Source organism: Pseudomonas rubra (assembly GCF_028656935.1).
GTDB classification, from domain to species: domain Bacteria; phylum Pseudomonadota; class Gammaproteobacteria; order Pseudomonadales; family Pseudomonadaceae; genus Aquipseudomonas; species Aquipseudomonas rubra.
In genome coordinates this window covers 30,745-52,887 of sequence record NZ_JAMDGZ010000015.1, presented here as the reverse complement: position 1 = coordinate 52,887, position 22,143 = coordinate 30,745, and the positions used below count along the sequence as shown (strand labels likewise).

The 22,143-nt window shown below is 62.0% G+C and carries 22 protein-coding genes; 14 read left to right on the top strand and 8 right to left on the bottom strand.

Annotated elements, in window-relative coordinates; translation table 11 throughout:
• The first annotated feature begins 112 nt into the window (after positions 1-112).
• Together M5G17_RS07545 and M5G17_RS07540 are read left to right on the top strand one after the other, a co-directional pair.
• Positions 113-424 carry a DUF485 domain-containing protein gene (locus M5G17_RS07545; RefSeq protein ID WP_273892349.1) on the top strand — a complete coding sequence of 104 codons (312 nt, stop codon included), beginning with the start codon at positions 113-115 and terminating at the stop codon, positions 422-424.
• The gene (locus M5G17_RS07540) at positions 421-2,079 is read left to right on the top strand and encodes a cation acetate symporter (protein ID WP_273892348.1); all 1,659 of its coding nucleotides are present in this window, start codon (positions 421-423) and stop codon (positions 2,077-2,079) included. Before M5G17_RS07545 ends, M5G17_RS07540 begins: the two co-directional genes overlap by 4 nt.
• Before the next feature lie 51 nt (positions 2,080-2,130).
• On the opposite strand, the gene M5G17_RS07535 is transcribed toward M5G17_RS07540, so the two are convergent.
• Entirely contained in the window at positions 2,131-2,283 is a 153-nt protein-coding gene (locus M5G17_RS07535) for a DUF3309 family protein (RefSeq protein WP_010224169.1), read from the bottom strand.
• 242 nt (positions 2,284-2,525) lie between these two features.
• On the opposite strand from M5G17_RS07535, the gene M5G17_RS07530 reads away from it, so the two are divergent.
• The 3 genes from M5G17_RS07530 (at position 2,526) to csrA (ending at position 4,045) form a co-directional block, all read left to right on the top strand.
• On the top strand, positions 2,526-3,341 hold the full coding sequence (locus M5G17_RS07530) for an SDR family oxidoreductase (protein WP_273892347.1): 816 nt from the start codon (positions 2,526-2,528) through the stop codon (positions 3,339-3,341).
• Between the two features lie 53 nt (positions 3,342-3,394).
• Positions 3,395-3,727 (top strand): YnfA family protein, encoded by a 333-nt coding sequence (locus tag M5G17_RS07525; protein ID WP_273892346.1) that lies wholly within the window; start codon positions 3,395-3,397, stop codon positions 3,725-3,727.
• 135 nt (positions 3,728-3,862) lie between these two features.
• Positions 3,863-4,045, top strand: a complete 183-nt coding sequence (gene csrA / locus M5G17_RS07520; protein ID WP_130265789.1) for a carbon storage regulator CsrA — start codon at positions 3,863-3,865, stop codon at positions 4,043-4,045.
• A 1-nt stretch (position 4,046) separates the two neighbouring features.
• Here the strand turns inward: csrA and M5G17_RS07515 are convergent, their stop codons facing one another.
• On the bottom strand, positions 4,047-4,274 hold the full coding sequence (locus M5G17_RS07515; RefSeq protein ID WP_045195429.1) for a YheU family protein: 228 nt from the start codon (positions 4,272-4,274) through the stop codon (positions 4,047-4,049).
• 66 nt (positions 4,275-4,340) lie between these two features.
• Complete coding sequence (mnmC, locus tag M5G17_RS07510; protein WP_273892345.1) at positions 4,341-6,329, bottom strand: bifunctional tRNA (5-methylaminomethyl-2-thiouridine)(34)-methyltransferase MnmC2/FAD-dependent 5-carboxymethylaminomethyl-2-thiouridine(34) oxidoreductase MnmC1; 1,989 nt, start codon at positions 6,327-6,329, stop codon at positions 4,341-4,343.
• A gap of 135 nt (positions 6,330-6,464) precedes the next feature.
• Between mnmC and pap the strand changes: the two genes are divergently transcribed.
• Together pap and M5G17_RS07500 are read left to right on the top strand one after the other, a co-directional pair.
• Entirely contained in the window at positions 6,465-7,958 is a 1,494-nt protein-coding gene (pap, locus tag M5G17_RS07505; RefSeq protein WP_273892344.1) for a polyphosphate:AMP phosphotransferase, read from the top strand.
• 217 nt (positions 7,959-8,175) lie between these two features.
• A complete protein-coding gene (locus tag M5G17_RS07500; protein WP_273892343.1) occupies positions 8,176-9,132 on the top strand; it encodes a DMT family transporter in 957 nt (318 codons plus the stop codon).
• 1 nt (position 9,133) lies between these two features.
• Here M5G17_RS07500 and M5G17_RS07495 read toward each other — a convergent pair whose 3' ends face one another.
• Positions 9,134-10,528: a class II fumarate hydratase gene (locus tag M5G17_RS07495; RefSeq protein ID WP_273892342.1), complete on the bottom strand. Its 1,395-nt coding sequence runs from the start codon at positions 10,526-10,528 to the stop codon at positions 9,134-9,136.
• A 156-nt stretch (positions 10,529-10,684) separates the two neighbouring features.
• On the opposite strand from M5G17_RS07495, the gene M5G17_RS07490 reads away from it, so the two are divergent.
• The 7 genes from M5G17_RS07490 to M5G17_RS07460 all read left to right on the top strand — a co-directional run bounded on the left by M5G17_RS07490 (position 10,685) and on the right by M5G17_RS07460 (position 18,420).
• Entirely contained in the window at positions 10,685-11,206 is a 522-nt protein-coding gene (locus M5G17_RS07490; protein WP_130265781.1) for a DUF2059 domain-containing protein, read from the top strand.
• A 15-nt stretch (positions 11,207-11,221) separates the two neighbouring features.
• A complete protein-coding gene (locus M5G17_RS07485) occupies positions 11,222-11,521 on the top strand; it encodes a BolA family protein (protein WP_130265780.1) in 300 nt (99 codons plus the stop codon).
• A 109-nt stretch (positions 11,522-11,630) separates the two neighbouring features.
• A complete protein-coding gene (gene trhO / locus M5G17_RS07480; protein WP_273892341.1) occupies positions 11,631-12,569 on the top strand; it encodes an oxygen-dependent tRNA uridine(34) hydroxylase TrhO in 939 nt (312 codons plus the stop codon).
• A gap of 3 nt (positions 12,570-12,572) precedes the next feature.
• Entirely contained in the window at positions 12,573-13,205 is a 633-nt protein-coding gene (locus tag M5G17_RS07475; protein WP_273892340.1) for a DsbA family protein, read from the top strand.
• The gene (locus tag M5G17_RS07470) at positions 13,198-15,030 is read left to right on the top strand and encodes an ABC transporter ATP-binding protein (protein WP_273892339.1); all 1,833 of its coding nucleotides are present in this window, start codon (positions 13,198-13,200) and stop codon (positions 15,028-15,030) included. The genes M5G17_RS07475 and M5G17_RS07470 overlap by 8 nt, the downstream gene beginning before the upstream one ends.
• 105 nt (positions 15,031-15,135) lie before the next feature.
• A complete protein-coding gene (locus tag M5G17_RS07465) occupies positions 15,136-17,592 on the top strand; it encodes an EAL domain-containing protein (protein WP_273892338.1) in 2,457 nt (818 codons plus the stop codon).
• A gap of 69 nt (positions 17,593-17,661) precedes the next feature.
• Entirely contained in the window at positions 17,662-18,420 is a 759-nt protein-coding gene (locus M5G17_RS07460) for an iron-containing redox enzyme family protein (protein WP_420793391.1), read from the top strand.
• A 2-nt stretch (positions 18,421-18,422) separates the two neighbouring features.
• Here M5G17_RS07460 and M5G17_RS07455 read toward each other — a convergent pair whose 3' ends face one another.
• From M5G17_RS07455 to M5G17_RS07440, 4 genes are all read right to left on the bottom strand, one after another.
• On the bottom strand, positions 18,423-19,163 hold the full coding sequence (locus M5G17_RS07455; protein ID WP_010224149.1) for a YciK family oxidoreductase: 741 nt from the start codon (positions 19,161-19,163) through the stop codon (positions 18,423-18,425).
• A gap of 122 nt (positions 19,164-19,285) precedes the next feature.
• Positions 19,286-19,957: an N-acetylmuramic acid 6-phosphate phosphatase MupP gene (gene mupP, locus M5G17_RS07450; protein WP_273892336.1), complete on the bottom strand. Its 672-nt coding sequence runs from the start codon at positions 19,955-19,957 to the stop codon at positions 19,286-19,288.
• A gap of 2 nt (positions 19,958-19,959) precedes the next feature.
• Positions 19,960-20,658: a bifunctional 2-polyprenyl-6-hydroxyphenol methylase/3-demethylubiquinol 3-O-methyltransferase UbiG gene (gene ubiG, locus M5G17_RS07445; RefSeq protein WP_130265772.1), complete on the bottom strand. Its 699-nt coding sequence runs from the start codon at positions 20,656-20,658 to the stop codon at positions 19,960-19,962.
• A 61-nt stretch (positions 20,659-20,719) separates the two neighbouring features.
• Complete coding sequence (locus M5G17_RS07440) at positions 20,720-22,051, bottom strand: TRZ/ATZ family hydrolase (RefSeq protein WP_273892335.1); 1,332 nt, start codon at positions 22,049-22,051, stop codon at positions 20,720-20,722.
• Positions 22,052-22,143 lie beyond the last annotated feature (92 nt).

The following is a 22,143-nucleotide window of genomic DNA, read 5'->3' as shown; positions in this document are numbered from 1 at the left end:
ACCGAATCGGTAAAAGAGTTTTTCATCTAAGACTAAGGTCGTCTGGAGTGCGTTCGAAGGCAGCATAAAGTGGAGTGGGTTCTACCTAATCTGTGCTGCGAGGACAAAAACAATGAACGACAGCATTTACCTCTCGATACAAAACAGCCCGCGCTTCAAGGAGCTGGTTTCAAAACGCGAACGCTTCGCCTGGATACTCTCGGCGATCATGCTCGGCCTCTATTCCGCCTTCATCCTGTTGATTGCCTATGGTCCGCATGTATTGGGTGCCAAGCTCAGCCCTGAGTCTTCGATCACCTGGGGTATTCCCCTGGGCGTCGGTCTGATCATCTCGGCCTTCATTCTCACGGCCATCTACGTGCGTCGCGCCAACGGCGAGTTCGACGAGATGAACAAGGCGATCCTCAAGGAGGTTCAGCAATGATCCGGCGTCTACTGGCAACCCTGGCCTTCGGCGTTTTTGCACCCGCCGTCTGGGCCGCTGACGCCCTCACCGGCGCGGTGCAGAAACAACCCTTGAACGTGTCGGCGATCGTCATGTTCGTCGCCTTTGTCGGTGCCACCCTGTGCATCACTTACTGGGCCTCCAAGCGCAACAAGTCCGCCTCTGACTACTATGCCGCCGGCGGGCGCATCACCGGTTTCCAGAACGGCCTGGCAATTGCCGGTGACTACATGTCGGCAGCCTCTTTCCTGGGTATTTCCGCCCTGGTGTTCACTTCTGGCTACGATGGCCTGATCTACTCGATCGGTTTTCTGGTCGGCTGGCCGATCATTCTCTTCCTGATCGCCGAGCGCCTGCGCAACCTGGGCAAATACACCTTTGCCGACGTTGCCTCGTACCGCCTTGGGCAGAAAGAAATCCGCACCCTGTCGGCTTCGGGCTCGCTGGTGGTAGTGGCCTTCTACCTGATCGCGCAGATGGTTGGCGCCGGCAAGCTGATCCAGCTGCTGTTTGGCCTGGACTACCACGTCGCGGTGATTCTGGTCGGCATCCTGATGTGCATGTACGTGCTGTTCGGCGGCATGCTTGCGACCACCTGGGTGCAGATCATCAAGGCAGTATTGCTGCTCTCAGGTGCCAGCTTCATGGCGCTGATGGTGATGAAACATGTCAACTTCGACTTCAACGCACTGTTCTCCGAGGCGATCAAGGTTCACCCCAAAGGTGAGGCGATCATGAGCCCGGGCGGCCTGGTCAAGGATCCGATTTCGGCGTTCTCCCTCGGCCTGGCACTGATGTTCGGTACCGCTGGCCTGCCGCATATCCTGATGCGCTTCTTCACCGTCAGTGATGCCAAAGAAGCGCGCAAGAGCGTGCTGTACGCCACTGGCTTCATCGGCTACTTCTACATCCTGACCTTCATCATCGGCTTCGGCGCGATCCTGCTGGTCAGCACCAACCCGGAGTTCAAGGACGCCGCTGGCGCCCTGATCGGTGGCAACAACATGGCTGCGGTGCACCTGGCCGACGCCGTGGGTGGCAGCGTATTCCTCGGCTTCATCTCGGCAGTGGCCTTCGCCACCATCCTGGCAGTAGTTGCCGGCCTGACCCTGGCCGGTGCCTCGGCGGTGTCCCATGACCTGTATGCCAGCGTGATCAAAAAGGGCAAGGCCAACGAGAAGGATGAAATCCGCGTCTCGAAGATCACCACCGTCGCCCTGGGCGTGCTGGCGATTGGTCTGGGTATCCTGTTTGAAAGCCAGAACATCGCCTTCATGGTTGGCTTGGCGTTCTCCATCGCTGCCAGCTGTAACTTCCCGGTACTGCTGCTGTCGATGTACTGGAAGAAGCTGACCACCCGTGGCGCCATGATCGGCGGCTGGATGGGGCTGATCAGTGCCGTGGCGCTGATGGTTCTGGGCCCGACCATCTGGGTGCAGATCCTCGGCCACGAGAAGGCGATCTTCCCGTATGAGTACCCGGCGCTGTTCTCGATGATCATTGCCTTTGCCGGTATCTGGTTCTTCTCGATCACCGACAAGTCCAAGGCTGCCGATGATGAACGTGCGCTGTTCTTCCCACAGTTTGTTCGCTCGCAGACTGGTCTGGGTGCCAGCGGTGCGGTGTCTCACTAAGTAAACGGCATGTATGGAAAAGGCAGCCTTCGGGCTGCCTTTTTATTGCGTCTAGATCTTGCCGAGCAACAACAGGATCAACAGGATGATCAGCACGGTACCGATGATGCCGGACGGCCCATAACCCCAACTTCTGGAATGCGGAAAGACGGGTAAGCCACCGATCAACAGCAGAATCAGGATGATGATAAGTATGGTGCCCATGGCAGTTTCCTTGTTTGGCTTGAGAAGTAGGCGTTACGCTGCAATCCATCTCTTCGGTCATGTGTTTCATGCCCGCCTGTTACTTCCGACTGCCGCCGGTGGCTAAAAGTTTTATCGATTGCCAATACCGCACTTTCACTGCTGTTTGCCCCGGCTATTCAGCATCCTGATACAGCGTGGATCACAGCCCTGCCTTCGCTACACTGGCCTGAACTTTCCAGAACCGTACAAGGCAGCCTGCTATGCAAAAGCGCATGATGATTACCGGTGCAGGCTCAGGGCTTGGCCGTGAAATAGCCTTGCGCTGGGCGCGCGAGGGGTGGCAGCTGGCCCTGGCCGATGTCAACGAGGCCGGCCTCAAGCAGACCCTGGCGCTGGTGCGTGAGGCAGGTGCCGACGGTTTCGTGCAGCGCTGCGATGTGCGCGACTACAGCCAGCTCACGGCCCTGGCCCAGGCCTGCGAAGAAAAGCTCGGTGGTATCGATGTGATCGTCAACAACGCCGGGGTGGCCTCCGGTGGCTTTTTCGCCGAGTTGTCGCTGGAAGACTGGGACTGGCAGATCGCCGTCAACCTGATGGGCGTAGTCAAGGGCTGCAAGGCCTTCTTGCCGTTGCTCGAACGCAGCAAGGGCACGATTATCAACATCGCCTCCATGGCAGCCCTGATGCAGGGCCCGGCGATGAGCAACTACAACGTCGCCAAGGCCGGGGTGCTGGCGCTATCGGAAAGCCTGCTGATCGAGCTGCGCCAGCAAGAGGTCGCGGTGCACGTGGTATGCCCGTCGTTCTTCCAGACCAACCTGCTCGACTCGTTCCGCGGCCCGACCCCGGCAATGAAAGCCCAGGTCGGCAAGCTGCTGGAAAGCTCGCCAATCAGCGCCGCTGATATCGCCGACTACATCCACCGTCAAGTGGCTGCCGGCGAGTTCCTGATCCTGCCCCATGAGCAGGGGCGCGAAGCCTGGAAGCTCAAGCAGCGCAATCCACAGATGCTTTACGATGAAATGGTCGGCATGGCCGAGAAAATGCGCGCCAAGGCCCGGCCTTCCCAGGCGTGAGCGTCGGCATCAGGTATTCTTGGCCATCTTTTGAGTAGCCTTGAGTACCTGGTGTGATCAATTACCTGTGGTTTTTCCTTGCGGCGATCTTCGAGATCGGCGGTTGCTACGCGTTTTACATGTGGCTGCGCCTGGGCAAGAGCGCTTGGTGGATCGCTCCGGCTTTGCTCAGTCTGACCCTGTTCGCCCTGATCCTCACTCGAGTCGAGGCCGCTTACGCCGGGCGCGCCTATGCCGCCTATGGCGGAATCTACATTGTCACCTCGCTGCTGTGGCTGGCGCTGGTCGAGCGTGCCCGGCCATTGGGCAGCGACTGGATCGGCGCGCTGCTGTGTGTGCTGGGCGCCAGTATCATCGTCCTGGGGCCGCGTTTGCAGAGCGCCTGAGTGAACGAAAACGCAATAAATCTGTAGGCAAATTCGCCTAGAGAAGTGGGACTTGTCTAATTCATTGCGGGAGCATTGAAGGCGTCCGACACCCCGTGCAGTCTCCGAATTCCCTGATTGGTGGAGGATCGGAGCATGTTGGTAATAGGACGAGAAATAGGTGAAATCATCGCCATCGACGATCACATCAAGATCACGGTGCTGTCGGTGGAAGGCAACACCGTGCGATTCGGCATCAGCGCGCCACGGCACATCGAAGTGCACCGGGCGGAGATCTACAAGCGCATTGTCGAGCAACTGGCCAAGCAGGCCGGCTGAGTCAGTCGAGCAGTTCCTTGGGCACGTCATGCTTGGCCAACAACTGGCACTGCTGGCTTTCCAGATCGAACAGGATGAACGCCTGCTTTTTTGCCAATGCCTGGCGTACTCGCAGCACACGGGTTTCCAGCGGTGTGTCGTCACCGTTGTCGGTGCCGTCGCGGGTGACGAAATCCTCTATCAGGCGGGTGAGGGTTTCGGCTTCCAGTTGGTCGTAGGGAATCAGCATGAACAGGACAGGTCTGGCGAAAAGGTCTCGTTATGCTACGCGAAACCTGTCCAGACTGTGTAGGCGCTAGTGCTTGCCCTTGCCACGAATCAACTCACGCAACATAAAGCGATTCGGATGGCAGGCTTCGGCAACGGTGCGGGGTACTGGCAGCGGTGCGTTGTCGGCCCAGGCGGCGATCATTTCCCCCGACAGTGGCGCGGTGATCAGCCCGCGCGAACCATGGCCGCTGTTGACGAACAGGCCTTCAAGCCAGGGGCAGGGCGTATCGGGGATCTGCCGGGCATCCCGGGCCAGCACGGCGTATTCCTGTTTGAACTGGGCCTGGTCGGCCAGCGGGCCGACAATCGGCAGATAGTCGGGGCTGGTGCAGCGAAACGCGGCGCGGCCCTGCAACTGGTGGGGGTCGAGGCTGTGTGCGCCCAGGCGCTCGGCCAGGTCGCTGGAAATCTCTTCGAGCAGGCCAAGGTTGCCCACATGCTCGCCGGTTGTGGGCGTCAGGTCGGTACTGTGGAAGTCGAAGCTGGCCCCCAGGGTGTGCTCGCCATTGCGCGGCGGCGCCACGTAGCCGTCGGCGCAGACCACGGTGGCCAGGGCCTGGCTGCGCTCGGTGACCGGTAAGCGGGTGATCTGCCCGCGGATGCGCTTGAGCGGCAGGGCCGCGCAAGGCTCGAAACGCTGGATCTCGGCAGCGGTGGCCAACACCACCAGCGGCGCACTGGCCAGCAGTTTGTCGCTTTCCCAGGCCTGCCACAGGCCATCGACCTTGCGCAATTGCAACACCTGATGATGGGGCAGCAGGGTGATGTTCGGGTGTTGCAACTGCGCCTGGCACAGCGCCGGTGGATGCACCCAGCCCGCTTCGGGATAGAACAGCCCGCCACTGCCCAGGGCCACCCCTGCTAGTTGTTCGGCCTGGTCACGTTCAAGGCGTTGCAGCAATTGCGGATTGAAGGCTTCGGTCAGTTGTTGCTGGCGTTGCTCTTCCTTGGCGTCGAAGGCCAGTTGCAACACCCCGCACCCGCCCCAGTCCTGGCCGCGTTGCAAGCTTTCGAGCAGCCGCCTGGTGTAGCCGAATCCACTGAGGATCATGCGCGACAATGCCGTGCCATGAGCCGACAGCTTGAGGTACAGCACCCCTTGCGGATTACCCGAAGCCTCGGCCGCCGCTGTGGCGTGACGCTCCAGCACCTTCACCTGCCAACCCCGTGCGGCGAGGCTGGCGGCGCTCGCGCAACCGGCCAGGCCGGCACCGATTACCAGCGCCTGGCGCGGCCCGGTGAGTGCGGGCGGGCGGGCAAACCACGGGGCGCTCGCGGGTGGCTGCGGTTGTTCGGGCGGCCAGCCGTTGAAGCTGCCGCGCAGGACTTCCCATTTCTTGCCAATGCCGGGAATGCGCTTCATGGTAAAGCCCACGGCGATCAGGCCGCGGCGTACCCAGCCGGTGCTGGTGAAGGTGCCGAGGGTGGCGCCGGGCGCCGACAGCCGGCCGATCTGGGCGAACAGTTCCGGGGTCCACATTTCCGGGTTCTTGGCCGGGGCAAAGCCGTCGAGGAACCAGGCATCGATCTGGGCATCGAGCTGCGGCAACTGCTCCAGCACGTCACCGATCATCAGGGTCAGGCGCACCCGGCCTTGGTCAAACACAAACGGCTGAAAGCCCTCGTGCACCGCCACGTACTGGGTCAGCAACTGACTACTGAACGACTTCAGCGTTGGCCACAGGGCCAGGGCACGGCTGAGGTCGGCGCGGGTCAGGGGGAACTTTTCCACACTGATGAAGTGCAGGCGGGCATCAGCCGGGGCGCACTCGGCAAACAACTGCCAGGCACAGAAGAAGTTCAATCCGGTGCCGAAGCCGGTTTCGCCGATCACCAGGCACTGGCCCGGTTGCAGTGCACTGAAACGCTGGCGCAGGTCGTTCTGGTCGATGAACACGTGACGGGTTTCCTCCAGGCTCTGCTCCTTGGAGAAATAGATGTCGTCGTATTGGCGCGAGTGGGGGCGGCCCTGCTCGTCCCAGTCGATCTGGGCGTATTGGGTTACTTCGGTCATGTTCGGCTCAGCTCAGGCAAGACGGCCATTTTAGCTGATCGGCGCAAGGCTGTTTGACCTGTGGCAGGCTTTGTTTTGTACCGACAAAGGTTTCGACAATCCGCTAGTCTTGCTTATCCATGTAGGGAGCCTGGTATGCTCGAATCCGCTGAAATTGGTCACGCCATCGACAAAGACACCTATGACGCCGAGGTCCCGGCGCTGCGTGAAGCCCTGCTCGAAGCCCAGTTCGAGCTCAAGCAGCAGGCGCGTTTCCCGGTGATCGTGCTGATCAACGGCATTGAAGGCGCCGGTAAGGGCGAGACGGTCAAGCTGCTCAATGAGTGGATGGACCCGCGCCTGATCGAGGTGCGCACCTTCGACCAGCAGACTGACGAAGAGCTCGCCCGCCCGCCGGCCTGGCGTTACTGGCGGGCCCTGCCGGCCAAGGGGCGCATGGGTGTGTTTTTCGGCAACTGGTACAGCCAGATGCTCCAGGGACGGGTGCATGGCCAGTTCAAGGACGCTGTGCTCGATCAGGCCATCCGCGGCGCTGAACGCCTGGAGGAGATGCTCTGCGATGAAGGCGCGCTGATCTTCAAGTTCTGGTTTCACCTGTCCAAGAAACAGATGAAGGCCCGGCTCAAGGCGCTTAAGGACGACCCACTGCACAGTTGGCGGATCAGCCCGCTGGACTGGCAGCAGTCCGAGACCTACGACCGCTTCGTGCGTTTTGGTGAGCGGGTGCTGCGCCAGACCAGCCGTGACTACGCGCCCTGGCATGTAATCGAAGGCGTCGATCCGCATTACCGCAGCCTGGCCGTGGGCAAGATTCTGCTCGAAGGTTTGCAGGCCGCCCTCAAGGCCAATCATGCACCGATCCATCAGGCCAACATTGCCCCGCTAGGCGAAAGCATCGACCAGCGCAGCCTGCTCGGCAGCCTTGACCTGAGCTTGCGCCTGGACAAGGACGACTATCAGGAGCAACTGATTACCGAACAGGCACGCCTGGCCGGTTTGCTGCGTGACAAGCGCATGCGCCGGCATGCCTTGATTGCGGTGTTCGAGGGCAACGACGCGGCAGGCAAGGGCGGTGCCATTCGCCGCGTGGCGGCGGCGCTCGACCCACGTCAGTACCGTATCGTGCCGATTGCCGCGCCCACCGAGGAAGAGCGTGCACAGCCTTACCTGTGGCGCTTCTGGCGACACATTCCGGCACGTGGCAAGTTCACCGTGTTTGACCGCTCCTGGTATGGCCGGGTGCTGGTCGAGCGGGTCGAAGGTTTTTGCAGCCGGGCGGACTGGATGCGCGCTTACGGCGAGATCAACGACTTTGAAGAGCAACTTAGCAATTCCGGTGTCGTGGTGGTGAAGTTCTGGTTGTCGATTGACGAGCAGACCCAGCTCGAACGCTTTCAGGAGCGGGAGCAGATCCCGTTCAAGCGCTTCAAAATCACTGAGGAAGATTGGCGCAACCGCGATAAATGGGGTCAGTACGCCGAAGCGGTGGGCGACATGGTCGATCGCACCAGCACCGAGATCGCGCCTTGGACCCTGGTCGAGGCCAATGACAAGCGCTGGGCGCGGGTCAAGGTGTTACGCACCATTAATGAGGCGCTGGAGACGGCGTTCAAGAAGCACAAGAAGTGACAGCGGGGCTGCTTTCGCAGCCCATCGCCGGCAAGGCCGGCTCCCACAATGGGCCGGCATGTACCCTTCCTGTGGGAGCCGGCTTTGCCGGCGATGGGGCGCGCAGCGGCCCCGACAGGAGTTCAGGGAATGAAGTATTGAATTCTTTTCCACATCAGCGCCTGTCCTACCCCGTAGAATCCAGTTTCCCCCCACCCAAGGGTTGTCGAGGCTGGTTATGCATATTTCGTCCGGACGCGGGCTCTACGGCCTGTGCTTGTCACTGCTGACCGCCTTGCTCTGGGGCATCCTGCCGATCAAGCTCAAGCAGGTGTTGCAGGTGATGGACCCGATCACCGTGACCTGGTTTCGCTTGTTGGTATCCGGTGGCTTGCTGCTGGCCTGGCTTGCGGCGAGCAAGCGTCTGCCTTCGTTCAAACCACTCGGGCCCAAGGGCTGGGGCCTGGTGGTGCTGGCCACGTGCGGCCTGGTCGGCAACTATGTGCTGTACCTGGTCGGGCTCAAGCTACTCAGCCCCGGTACGGCGCAGTTGGTGGTGCAGATGGGGCCGGTGTTGCTGCTGGTGGCCAGTGTGTTCCTGTTCAAGGAACGCTTCAGTCTGGGGCAGGGCATGGGCCTGGTGATATTGCTGATCGGCTTCGGTCTGTTCTTCAATCAACGTCTTGAGGAGTTGCTGACCTCTCTGAGCGTCTACACCACGGGCGTGCTGACCATCCTGCTGGCAACCACCATCTGGGTGTTCTATGCCCTGAGCCAGAAGCAACTGCTGACGGTGTGGAATTCGATGCAGGTAATGATGGTCATCTATCTGTGCTGCGCGGCGCTGCTGACGCCTTGGGTGCATCCGCTGCAGGCGCTGGAGCTGAGCCCGTTGCAAGGCTGGCTGCTGCTGGCGTGCTGCCTGAACACCCTGGTGGCTTATGGCGCCTTTGCCGAGGCGCTGGCGCATTGGGAAGCGTCCCGGGTCAGTGCGACTCTGGCAGTGACGCCACTGATCACCTTCGTTGCCGTGGCCCTGGCAGCCTGGTTCTGGCCTGACTATGTGCACGCCGAGCAGATCAATTCCCTGGGCTACATCGGTGCCCTGGTGGTGGTGCTGGGTTCGGCGCTGACCGCCCTGGGGCCGTCGATCGTGGCCGGCTGGCGAGCCAGGCGCGTACGCCTGGCCCGTTGATTCAGCCCTTTGCGCCTGGTTCGAGCATTTTTTCCGGGCGCACCCACTGGTCAAACTGTTCGTTGCTCAGGTAGCCCAGGCTCAGCGCCGCTTCGCGCAGGGTGGTGCCTTCGCTGTAGGCCTTCTTGGCGATTTCCGCGGCCTTGTCGTAGCCGATATGCGGGTTGAGCGCAGTCACCAGCATCAGCCCGCGTTCCAGGTGCGCGGCCATCTGCTCGGTATCCGCTTCCAGGCCCGCGATGCAGTGCTGCTGGAAGTTGCTGCAACCGTCTGCCAGCAGTTCGATGGACTGCAGCAGGTTGTGGATGATCACCGGTTTGAACACATTCAACTGCAAATGCCCTTGGCTGGCGGCAAAGCCGATCGCAGTGTCATTGCCCAGCACCTGGCAGGCCAGCATCGACAGGGCCTCGCACTGGGTTGGATTGACCTTGCCGGGCATGATCGAGCTGCCCGGCTCGTTGGCCGGCAGGCGCACCTCGGCAATGCCGCCACGGGGGCCGGAGCCGAGCAGGCGCAGGTCGTTGGCCAGTTTCATCAAAGCCACGGCCAGGGTTTTCAGCCCGCCGGCGAGGGTGGTCAGCGGTTCATGACCGGCCAAGGCGGCAAACTTGTTGGGCGCGGTAACGAACGGCAGGCCGCAGAGGGCGGCGAGCTCGGCGGCAATGGCCTCGGCAAAGCCGTGCGGGGCGTTCAGCCCGGTGCCTACCGCAGTGCCGCCCTGGGCCAGCTCGCAGACTGCCGGCAGGGCCGAACGAATGGCACGCTGGGCGTAGTCGAGTTGGGCGACGTAGGCCGAGAGTTCCTGGCCGAAGGTGATCGGTGTGGCGTCCATCATATGGGTACGGCCGGTTTTCACCAGATGCTGATGCCGCACCGCCAACTCCGCCAGTCCCGACGACAGCTCGCTGATCGCCGGCAGCAGCGAGTGTTGCACCGCCTGGGCGGCGGCGATATGCATGGCGGTGGGGAAGCAGTCGTTTGAGCTCTGCGAGCGGTTTACGTGATCGTTGGGATGTACTGGCGCCTTGCCGCCACGGCCCTTTCCCGCCAGTTCGTTGGCGCGACCGGCGATCACCTCGTTGACGTTCATGTTGCTTTGGGTACCACTGCCGGTTTGCCAGACGACGAGTGGAAATTGGTCATCGAGCTGGCCGTCGAGCACTTCGTCAGCGGCCTGTTCGATCAAGCGGGCGATGTCCGCCGCAAGGTCTCCGTTGCGGTTGTTGACCCGGGCGGCGGCTTTCTTGATTAGCGCCAGGGCATGCAAAACGGCCAGTGGCATACGCTCCTTGCCGATGGCAAAGTTGATCAGCGAGCGCTGCGTCTGGGCTCCCCAGTAGGCGTTTTCAGGAACTTCGACCGGCCCGAGGCTGTCAGTTTCGATACGGCTCATGCTGCGCTCACTCCCTTGTGGTCTGAATTCGCAGTTTAGGTCCTTATTTGGCGTAGCGGTTCCATTGCGCGTCGACCCACTTGAGCACTGTGCCACTGTCGGCGCAGAATGCTCTATTCTGGGGTACTACCTCCTCTGTCTATTCAAGGAATTCCGATGACCCGTCTTCGCGCCCTCTGCACCGCTGTAGCGCTGGTCTGCGCCAGCGGCCAGGTGCTTGCAGATACCGCCAGCCACAACGCCAGTGCTGAAAAATTCCTCATGATGGCGCATGCCGACAAGCTCGGTACTCCGGTCTACATGCAGGTGCAACAGATGTTCGCCCAGCGTTTCGAGCAGACCAAGGCCCCGGCCTCGAAGAAATCCGTGCTCGACAGCTACCAGGCCAAGGCCAATGCCGCCCTGGACCAGGCCATCGGCTGGAACAAGCTCAAGCCGGACATGGTCAAGCTCTACACCACCACCTTCACTGAAAGCGAGCTGAAGGACCTGGTCGCGTTCTACCAGTCGCCTCTGGGCAAGAAAGTCCTGGAGAAGATGCCGCAGGTAACCCAGCAATCGGCCCAGCTCACCCAGCAGAAACTGGAAAGCGCGGTGCCGGTGGTCAACAAGCTGCTGGCTGACATGACCAAAGAACTCGACCCGAATGCTGGCAAGGCCGCACCGGCCAAGAAGTAATCCGCGGAGCCTGACATGACCATGCAGCAAAAGATCGAGCAGAGCCTGCAGGCGCTGGCACCAAAGCACCTGCAGGTGCTCGATGAAAGCCACATGCACAGCCGTGGCCAGCAGACCCACTACAAGGCGGTGCTGGTGAGCGAGCAGTTCGAGGGGCTCAATAGCGTCAAGCGTCACCAGAAGGTCTACGCCACCCTGGGTGAGTTGATGGGCCAGTTTCACGCCCTGGCGCTGCACACCTACACGCCGCAGGAATGGCAGGCAATTGGCGTAGCGCCGGCATCGCCGACCTGCGCCGGTGGCAGCAAGCACTGATTTCCTCGTCAGGTTTTTGCTAGAATGACTAACGCGCCGCTCGTCGGCGCGTTTTTATTTGGCATCCGGTCCGCCCTTTGCGAGGGTGACCACCTGGAGAAATTACTGCATGTCCCACGCTATCGTCGTCGCGGCGCTGTACAAATTCGTCACCCTCAAAGATTACGTCGAGCTGCGCGAGCCGCTGCTCGAGAGCATGATGGCCAACGGCGTCAAGGGCACCCTGCTGCTGGCTGAGGAAGGTATCAACGGTACGGTTTCCGGTACCCGTGAAGGTATCGATGGCCTGCTGGCCTGGCTGCGTAGCGATGCGCGCCTGGTCGATGTCGATCACAAGGAATCCTACTGCGACGAACAGCCGTTCTACCGCACCAAGGTCAAGCTCAAGAAAGAGATCGTCACCCTCGGCGTGCCGGGCGTGGACCCGAACTACAAGGTCGGCACCTACGTCGAGCCCCAGGACTGGAATGCGCTGATCAGCGACCCCGAAGTGCTGCTGATCGATACCCGCAATGACTACGAAGTGGCGATCGGTACCTTCGAAGGTGCGATCGACCCCAAGACCACCACCTTTCGTGAGTTCCCCGAGTACATCAAGGCCAACTTCGATCCGGCCAAACACAAAAAAGTGGCGATGTTCTGCACCGGCGGCATTCGCTGCGAGAAAGCCTCCAGCTACATGCTCGGCGAGGGGTTCGAAGAGGTCTATCATCTTAAGGGCGGGATCCTCAAATACCTCGAAGAGGTACCTCAGGATGAAAGCCGCTGGGAGGGCGACTGCTTCGTGTTCGACAACCGGGTCACCGTGCGTCACGACCTGAGCGAAGGCGACTATGACCAGTGCCATGCCTGCCGCACCCCGATCAGCGTGCAAGAGCGTGCGTCCGAGCACTATTCGCCAGGCATCAGCTGCCCGCATTGCTGGGACAGCCTGAGTGAAAAGACCCGGCGCAGTGCCGTTGACCGGCAGAAGCAGATCGAACTGGCCAAGGCGCGCAATCAGCCTCACCCGATCGGTCACAACTACCGCAAAGCTGCCGAGGCCTGATTGATGTCCGCACGCCTGCTGTATGTGATGGACCCGATGTGCTCCTGGTGCTGGGGCTTTGCCCCGGTCGCCGAAGCCTTGATCGCCCAGGCGCAGGCGGCGGGTGTGCCGACCCAGGTGGTGCTGGGCGGCCTGCGTTCGGGCAGCCGGGCGCTGGATGCCTCGACCCGTGGCTACATCCTCGATCACTGGCAGGCGGTGCACGACGCCACCGGGCAGGCGTTCGAGTTCGAGGGCGCGTTGCCCGACGGTTTTGTCTACGACACCGAGCCCGCCTGCCGGGCCCTGGTCACCGCGCGCAGCCTTGACCCGCAGCATGTCGGTGCCTTGCTCAAGCTGATCCAGCAAGCCTTCTACCAGCGTGGCGAAGATGTTACTCGCGCGCCGTTGCTGGTGGAGCTGGCGGAGCAGGCCGGTTACGACCGCGCAGCCTTTGCCGATGCCTTTACCAGCGCCGAACAACGTTCGGCCACGGCGGCCGACTTCACTTGGGTCCAGGACCTGGGCATCGCCGGCTTCCCGACCCTGCTGGCCGAGCGTAATGGCCAGCTGGCCTTGCTGACCAACGGCTACCAGCCGCTTGACTCCCTCGAACCACTGCTCGGCCGCTGGCTCAAGCAGGCTGCCTGTGCTTGACCTGCCGGGTTCACCCGACCCGGTACCAGGGCCAGGCCCTGTGCATGCTGATCGCTTGAGCTGGGCAGAAATCCGCCGCCTGGCCCTGCGGCATAAAAAAGCTTTATGGATTGCCAATGGTGTGGCCGTGCTGGCGGCGTTGTGCAGCGTGCCGATTCCCTTGCTGCTGCCGTTGCTGGTCGATGAAGTGCTGCTGGGCCATGGCGATGCGGCGCTGAAGTGGATGAACCAGTTCCTCCCCGGCAATTGGCAGGTGGCCGCCGGCTACATCGGCCTGATGCTGGCGTTCACCTTGACCCTGCGCTGCGCTGCCTTGGCGTTCAATGTGGTACAGGCCAAGCTGTTCGCGGGGCTGGCCAAGGACATTGTTTATCGCTTGCGCATCCGCCTGATCGAGCGGCTCAAGCGCATCTCCCTCAGCGAATACGAAAGCCTGGGTAGCGGTACCGTGACCACTCACCTGGTCACCGACCTGGACACCCTCGACAAGTTCGTTGGCGAAACCCTCAGCCGCTTTCTGGTGGCCATGCTGACCCTGACCGGCACCGCTGCCATCCTGATGTGGATGCACTGGCAACTGGCGCTGCTGATTCTGCTGTTCAACCCGCTGGTGATTTTTGCCACGGTGCAACTGGGCAAGCGGGTCAAGCACCTGAAAAAGCTGGAGAACGACAGCACGTCGCGCTTTACCCAGGCGCTGACCGAAACCCTGGATGCGATCCAGGAAATCCGCGCCAGCAACCGCCAGGGCTATTTCCTCGGTCGCCTTGGCCTGCGCGCCCAGGAAGTGCGTAACTATGCGGTCGCCTCGCAATGGAAAAGCGATGCCAGTGGGCGTGCCAGTGGTTTGCTGTTCCAGTTCGGCATCGATATTTTTCGCGCTGCGGCGATGCTCACGGTGCTGTTCTCGGATTTGTCGATCGGGCAGATGCTCGCAGTATTCAGCTACCTGTGGTTCATGATCGGCCCGGTCGAGCAGTTGCTCAACCTGCAGTACGCCTATTACGCCGCCGGCGGGGCTCTTAGCCGGCTCAACGAGCTGCTGGCGCGCACCGACGAGCCGCAATACGCCGGTGGCATCGATCCGTTCATGGGCCGCGATGCCGTGGGCCTGGAAGTGCAAGGCCTGCGCTTTGCCTACAACGATGAGCCGGTGCTCGATCAGCTCAACCTGTCGATCGCCCCGGGTGAGAAGGTGGCGATCGTCGGAGCCAGCGGCGGTGGTAAGAGCACCCTGGTGCAACTGCTGCTGGGCTTGTACAGCGCCCAGGCCGGGACCATCCGTTTTGGCGGCTCGACCCTGCAGGAAATCGGCCTGGAAACCCTGCGCGAGCATGTCGCGGTGGTACTGCAGCATCCGTCGCTGTTCAATGACACCGTGCGTGCCAACCTGACCATGGGTCGCGACTGCAGCGATGATGCCTGCTGGCAGGCGCTGGCCATCGCCCAGCTCGACACCACCATTGCGGCCTTGCCGCAAGGCCTGGACAGCGTGGTTGGCCGCTCCGGGGTGCGCTTGTCCGGTGGTCAGCGCCAGCGCCTGGCGATTGCGCGGATGGTGCTGGCCGAACCCAAGGTGGTGATCCTCGACGAGGCAACCTCGGCGCTGGATGCGGCCACCGAATACAACCTGCATCAGGCCTTGAGCCGCTTTCTCAGTGCCCGCACCACCCTGATCATTGCCCACCGTCTGTCGGCGGTAAAACAGGCGGACCGGGTGCTGGTGTTCGACGGCGGCCATGTCGCCGAGGACGGCGACCACCAACAATTGATCGCCGAAGGTGGCTTGTACGCCAAGTTGTACGGCCATTTGCAACAGAGTTAGGGCAAATTGCCGTGCAGGCGAGAAAAGCACTCCTGGTTTAATGGCAAATAGCCTAGGCTGTGCTTTGGTAGGTGGGATTCATCCGGCTCTGTTGCAAGGGACCTCATGAAGCGAAAACGGACTCTCGAAGCGCCAAAGTTGTTGGGCATAATCTGGCCATTTGTTGCCGTGGTGCTGTTTCAGGCCTTGCTTGGTAGCATCAGCCTGTACGCGCTGTCGGCAGTGCGTGGTTATGTGGCGGGGGAGAGCCTGTGGTCCAAGGGCCAGAAGGATGCCATCTATTACCTCAACCAGTACGCGGACAGCCGTGACGAGGCGGTCTTTCAGAAGTACCGCAAGGCCATAGGCGTGCCGCAGGGCGGCCATGACCTGCGCGTGGCCCTCGACCTCGCCACTCCGGATATCGACGCCGCCCGCCGTGGCATTCTCCAGGGTGGCAACCATCCCGACGACGTGTCCAGTGTGATCTGGCTGTACCTGAACTTTCATCAGGTCAGCTATATGCAGAAAGCCATCGAGCTGTGGTCGGTGGGTGATGGGTTCCTGCGTCAGCTCGATGAAGTGGCCGAGCAAATGCACAGCGGTTTTCGTGCAGGCCAGGCCGATGCCCGGAGTGTCGCGGCCTGGAAAGCGCAGATTGCGGCGATCAACGATGCCGTGACGCCGGCCGCGCGGGCCTTCAGCGATGCCCTGGGGGAAGGCTCGCGGAAGTTGCTGCGGGTTTTGCTGGTCACCAACCTTGCAACCGCCTTGTTCCTGATTGCCTTGGCCTGGATGCGCTCTAGCAAGTTGCTGGCCCAGCGCCAGGCCTTTGCCAATGCGCTGGAAGTGGAGAAGGAGCGGGCGCAGATTACCCTTGAGTCGATCGGCGATGGGGTCATCACCACCGATGTCGAAGGCTGTATTGCCTACATGAACCCGGCTGCCGAACAGTTGACCCACTGGCATGCGGCCCAGGCCCAGGGCCTGCCCCTGGCCGCGCTGTTCAGCCTGCTCGACGAAAATGCCGAAAAAGACAGCCTGACCCTGGTCGAGCGCGTGCTCGAAGGCGGCCTCAAGGGTGGCAGCGAGCACACCAAACTGATCCAGCGCCTGGACGGCAGCACCGTGTCGGTCACCCTGGTCGGGGCGCCGATCATCACCGAAGGCAAGGTCAGCGGTATCGTCCTGGTGCTGCACGACATGACCCAGGAACGCCAGTACATCGCCAATCTGTCCTGGCAGGCGACCCATGATGCCCTGACGGGTCTGGCCAACCGCCGTGAGTTCGAATATCGCCTGGAGCTGGCGCTCAACGCGGTGGCGCGCAAGCCGGCGCGCCATTCCTTGATGTTTCTAGACCTGGACCAGTTCAAGCTGGTCAATGACACCTGCGGTCATGCCGCAGGGGATGAGCTGCTGCGGCATATCTGTGCGGTATTGCAGGCTGGCCTGCGCGAAGGCGACACCCTGGCGCGGCTGGGAGGTGACGAGTTTGGCATCCTGCTGGAGAACTGCCCCCAGGAGCAGGCTGAGCGTATCGCCGAAAGCCTGCGCCAGGCGGTGCAGAGCCTGCACTTTGTGTGGAAGGGGCGGCCGTTCATGACCACCGTGAGCCTGGGCCTGGTGCATATCGCCCAGGGGCCGACAACCCTGGAGGCCTCGTTGCGGGCGGCCGATATGGCCTGCTACATGGCCAAGGAAAAGGGCCGCAACCGCGTGCAGGTGTATCACGCCGATGACAGCGAGCTGTCCATGCGTTTTGGCGAAATGGCCTGGATCCAGCGCTTGCACGTGGCTCTGGAAGAAAACCGGTTCTGTCTCTATGCCCAGGAAATCGCCGCCCTCGGCCCCCATGAGGGCGCCGGTCATATTGAGATCCTCTTGCGCCTGCATGATGAAAGCGGGCGGATCATCCTTCCGGACAGCTTCATTCCCGCCGCCGAGCGTTATGGCCTGATGACCGCGCTGGACCGCTGGGTGGTGCGCAGCGTGTTCAAGGTCATTCGCCAGTGCCTGGACGAGGAGCGCGACGGCCCGTTGGCCATGTGCGCCATCAATTTGTCGGGCAGTAGCATTGGCGATGACAAGTTTCTCGAGTACTTGCAGCGGCTATTCAACGAGTTTTCCATCCCGCCACACATGATTTGTTTCGAAATCACTGAAACCAGTGCAATCGCGAACCTGGGCAGCGCCATTCGCTTTATCAACGAGCTCAAAGGCCTAGGCTGCCGGTTCTCGCTGGACGACTTCTGCGCCGGGATGTCGTCGTTCGCTTATTTGAAGCATTTGCCTGTAGACTTCCTGAAAATCGACGGAAGTTTCGTCAAGGACATGCTTGATGACCCGATCAACCGGGCCATGGTCGAGGTGATCAATCACATCGGCCACGTGATGGGCAAACGCACCATCGCCGAGTTTGTCGAAACCCCGTTGATCGAGCAGGCCCTGCAGGAAATTGGCGTCGACTACGCCCAGGGATACCTGATCGAGCGGCCGCAGGTGTTCACCTGTGACAGCTTGCAGCGCAAACGGATTGCTGCAAGGCCCCTGTTGTTCAAGGCGCCGGGGACCTTTCGCTGAGATCCACCGATAATCACAAGGAACAAGGAGCTGACAGTGATTGACGCGTTTATTCGTACGGGTCCATTGATGGACCCCAGCAGTTACCCGCTTTGGGCCCAGCAGTTGATCAAGGACTGCAGCGAGAGCAAGCGTCGGGTGGTGGAGCACGAACTCTATCAACGCATGCGTGACGGCCGCCTCAGTGGCCGGACCATGCGCCAGTACCTGATTGGCGGCTGGCCGGTGGTCGAGCAGTTCTCCCTGTACATGGCCAAAAACCTCACCAAGACCCAATACGCCCGCCACCCTGGCGAGGACATGGCGCGTCGCTGGCTGATGCGCAATATCCGCGTCGAGCTCAACCATGCCGACTACTGGCTGTTCTGGGCCCAGGCCCATGGCGTCAGCCTGGAAGACCTGCAAACCCAGGACGTACCCAGTGAACTCAATGCGCTGAGTGACTGGTGCTGGCATACCTGCGCCACCGATTCGCTGGTGGTGGCCGTTGCGGCCACCAACTACGCCATCGAAGGTGCAACCGGTGAGTGGTCGGCGGTGGTTTGCTCTACCGGCGTCTACGCCCAGGGCTTCCCGGAAGAAGGCCGCAAGCGTGCGATGAAGTGGTTGAAGATGCACGCGCAGTACGATGACGCGCACCCTTGGGAGGCGCTGGAGATCGTCTGTACCCTGGCCGGCCACAACCCGTCGGCTGCGCTGCAGAAAGAGCTGCGCCGGGCGATCTGCAAGAGCTACGACTATATGTTCCTGTTCCTTGAGCGCTGCATGCAGCAAGAGCAGGAACAGCGCCAGCCCGCCCGGGCCCGGGCGGAACTGGCCGAGGGCTGAGCTTACTGGGCGTTGAACGCCTGGCCGTTGATGCCGGTGCTGTCTGGACCCATCAGGTACAGGTAGACCGGCATGATCTGCTCGGGTAGCGGATTGTTTTCCGGGGTTTCCGCAGGGTAGGCCTGGGCGCGCATGCTGGTACGGGTGGCGCCCGGGTTGACACTGTTGGCGCGTACCGGCGCGACACCTTCAAGCTCGTCGGCGAGGGTCTGCATCAGGCCCTCGGTGGCGAACTTCGACACCCCATAGGCACCCCAGTAGGCTCGGCCTTTGCGTCCGACGCTGCTGGAGGTGAAGATCACCGAGCCATCTGCCGAGAGCTTGAGCAGCGGCAGCAGGGTGCTGGTGAGCATGAACATGGCATTGACGTTGACCTGCATCACGCGCATGAAGTTGTCGCCCGAGAGCTGCTCTAGTGGCGTGCGCGGGCCGATGATCGAGGCGTTGTGCAGCAGGCCGTCGATATGGCCGAACTCGGCTTCGATCATTGCTGCCAGCTCGTCGTACTGATGCGGCAGGGCGGTTTCCAGGTTGAACGGGATGACCGCAGGCTTGGGGTGGCCGGCTGCTTCGATCTCGTCGTAGACCTGGCTCAGGTTGGCTTCGGTCTTGCCCAGCAGCAAGACGGTGGCGCCATGGGCGGCATAGCTCTTGGCCGCGGCCGCACCGATGCCACGACCGGCGCCAGTGACCAGGATGGTCCGGCCTTTGAGCAGGTCGGGGCGGGCAGAGTAATCGAACATGGGGTTACCTCTAGATAGGTGATGGCTTCATCGCTGGCAAGCCAGCTCCCACAAGGTTGGTGGTGGTCTGTGGGAGCTGGCCTTGCCGGCGATGCAAGGCAAAGCCTTGCCAGTACAAAGGTTCAGCAGCCGCAAAGCGCGTTATCAAGCACCTGGCGCAGCTCCAGCGGATGATCGACCACCACATCCGCGCCCCAGTTGTTGGGGTTGTCGTCAGGATGGATATAGCCGTAGCGCACCGCCGCAGTGCGGGTGCCGGCATCGCGACCCGACTCGATGTCGCGCAGGTCGTCGCCGACGAACAGCACGCTGGCGGGGTCCAGGTTGAGGGTCTTGCAGGCGAGGATCAGCGGTTCGGGGTCCGGCTTGCTGTTCTTCACATGGTCCGGGCAGATCAGCAGTGCCGAGCGCTCGCTCAGGCCCAACTGCTGCATGATAGGCTCGGCAAAGCGCACCGGTTTGTTGGTGACCACGCCCCAGAGCAAATTGCCTTTCTCGATGTCGGCCAGCAGTTCGGCCATGCCATCGTAGAGTTTGCTGTGCACCGCGCAACCTTGCTGGTAGCGCTCGAGAAACTCCAGGCGCAGGGCCTCGAAGCCTTCGGCGTCCGGTTCGAGGTTGAAGGTCGCCGACACCATGGCCTTGGCCCCGCCCGAGACCACGTCGCGGATTTTCTGTGCGTCGATGGCCGGCAGGCCGCGCTCGGCGAGCATGGCCTGGCAGATGGCGATGAAGTCCGGCGCCGTGTCCAGCAGGGTGCCGTCCATGTCGAAAAGTACCGCTCGCAAACGCATGCTCATTCCTCGCGCAGGGTCTGGATCATGTAGTTGACGTCAACATCGTTGGCCAGCTTGTAGTGCTTGGTCAGCGGGTTGTAGGTCAGGCCGATGATGTCCTTGACGCTCAGGCCGGCATCGCGGCTCCAGGCGCCGAGCTCGGAGGGGCGGATGAACTTCTTGAAGTCGTGGGTGCCGCGCGGCAGCAGCTTCATGATGTACTCGGCGCCGATGATGGCGAACAGGTAGGCCTTGGGGTTGCGGTTGATGGTCGAGAAGAACACCTGGCCGCCGGGCTTGACCATGCGAAAACACGCGCGGATCACCGAAGAGGGGTCTGGTACGTGCTCAAGCATCTCAAGGCAGGTGACTACGTCGAACTGCTCGGGCATCTCTTCGGCCAGGGCCTCGGCGGTGATCTGCCGGTACTCGACGTTGACCCCGGATTCGAGTTGGTGCAGCTGAGCCACGGCCAGCGGTGCCTCGCCCATGTCGATACCGGTCACGGTGGCGCCGCGCTGGGCCATGGCCTCGCTGAGGATGCCGCCGCCGCAGCCGACGTCGAGGACCTTCTTGCCGGCCAGCTTGACCCGCTCGTCGATCCAGTTGACCCGCAGCGGGTTGATGTCGTGCAGTGGCTTGAACTCGCTCTCGCGGTCCCACCAGCGGTGAGCCAGGGCTTCGAACTTGGCGATTTCGGCGTGGTCGACGTTGCTCATGGAACAGTCCTCTGAAACTTGGATAATTTGCTCTTGCCCGTCAGCACTGGCTGTCGGGCGTTTATTCGTTGCGTTCGCCGATCCGCCGGCCCCAGGCACAGGCGGTGGCATGCAGGGCCTGTTCGTCCAGGCGGGTCAGGCGCCGGTCGTCAAGCAGTGGCTTGCCGGCGACCCAGACGTGCTTCACGCAGTCCCGGCCGCTGGCGTAGATCAGTTGCGAAACCGGGTCGTACACCGGTTGCTGGGCCAGGCCTGACAGGTCGAAGGCGACCAGGTCGGCGGCCTTGCCGATTTCCAGTGAGCCGGTAATCGCCTCCAGGCCCAGCGCTCGAGCACCGTTGAGGGTCGCCATGCGCAGCGCCCGATGGGCGTCCAGGGCGCTGGCGGAGCCGGCGACGGCTTTGGCCAGCAGGGCAGCGGTACGGGTTTCGCCGAGCAGGTCGAGGTCATTGTTACTGGCTGCACCGTCGGTGCCGACGGCAACGTTGACTCCAGCCTGCCACAAACGCTCGACCGGGCAGAAACCGCTGGCCAGCTTGAGGTTGGACTCCGGGCAGTGCACCACACTGGTGTTGCTTTCTACCAGCAGGGCCAGGTCTTCGTCGCTGACCTGGGTCATGTGAACCGCTTGCAGGCGCGGGCCGAGCAGGCCCAGGCGGGCAAGTCGGGCCAGGGGGCGCTCGCCGCGGGTGCGCAGCGACTGCTCGACTTCGACGGCGGTTTCATGGATGTGCATGTGGATTGATGCGTCCAGCTCTTCAGCGATGACGCGGACCTTTTCCAGGTTGGCGTCGCTGACCGTGTACGGCGCATGCGGGCCCAGGGCTACACTGATGCGAGGGTGATGGCGCAGGTCGCCGAACAGCTCGATACCTTGTTGCAGGGCTTCTTCGGTGCTGCGCGCGCCAGGGAACGGGAAGTCCAGCAGGGGCACGGCGATCTGCGCGCGGATGCCGCTGTGGTGCACGCGCTCGCTGGTCACCTTGGGATAGAAGTACATGTCGCTGAAGCAGGTGATGCCGCCCTTGAGCTGTTCGGCGATGGCGAGGTCCGTACCATCGCGGACGAAGTCTTCATCGACCCAGCGCGCTTCGGCCGGCCAGATGTGCTCTTGGAGCCAGGTCATCAGCGGCTGGTCATCGGCCAGGCCGCGGAACAGGGTCATAGCCGCGTGTCCATGGGCGTTGATCAACCCCGGGCTGAGCAGGCAGCCCGGCAGTTCACGGGTTTCGCTCGCGATGCAGGCCTGGGCCTGGTTGCGCGGGCCGATGAATACGATCTGCCCATCGCGGATGCCCAGGGCATGGTCCTTCAATACCACCCCGGCAGGTTCGACCGGCACCAGCCACGTAGGCAGGAGCAGCAGGTCGAGCGGCGTAGCGGGTTTGGGCATGACAGGTTTCCCTGGGCGACTGGTGGTGAGGGCGAAGTATACCCGAGCGTCCGCGCCTGGGGCTCGCTATAATCGTGCGCTTTTGATGTCCG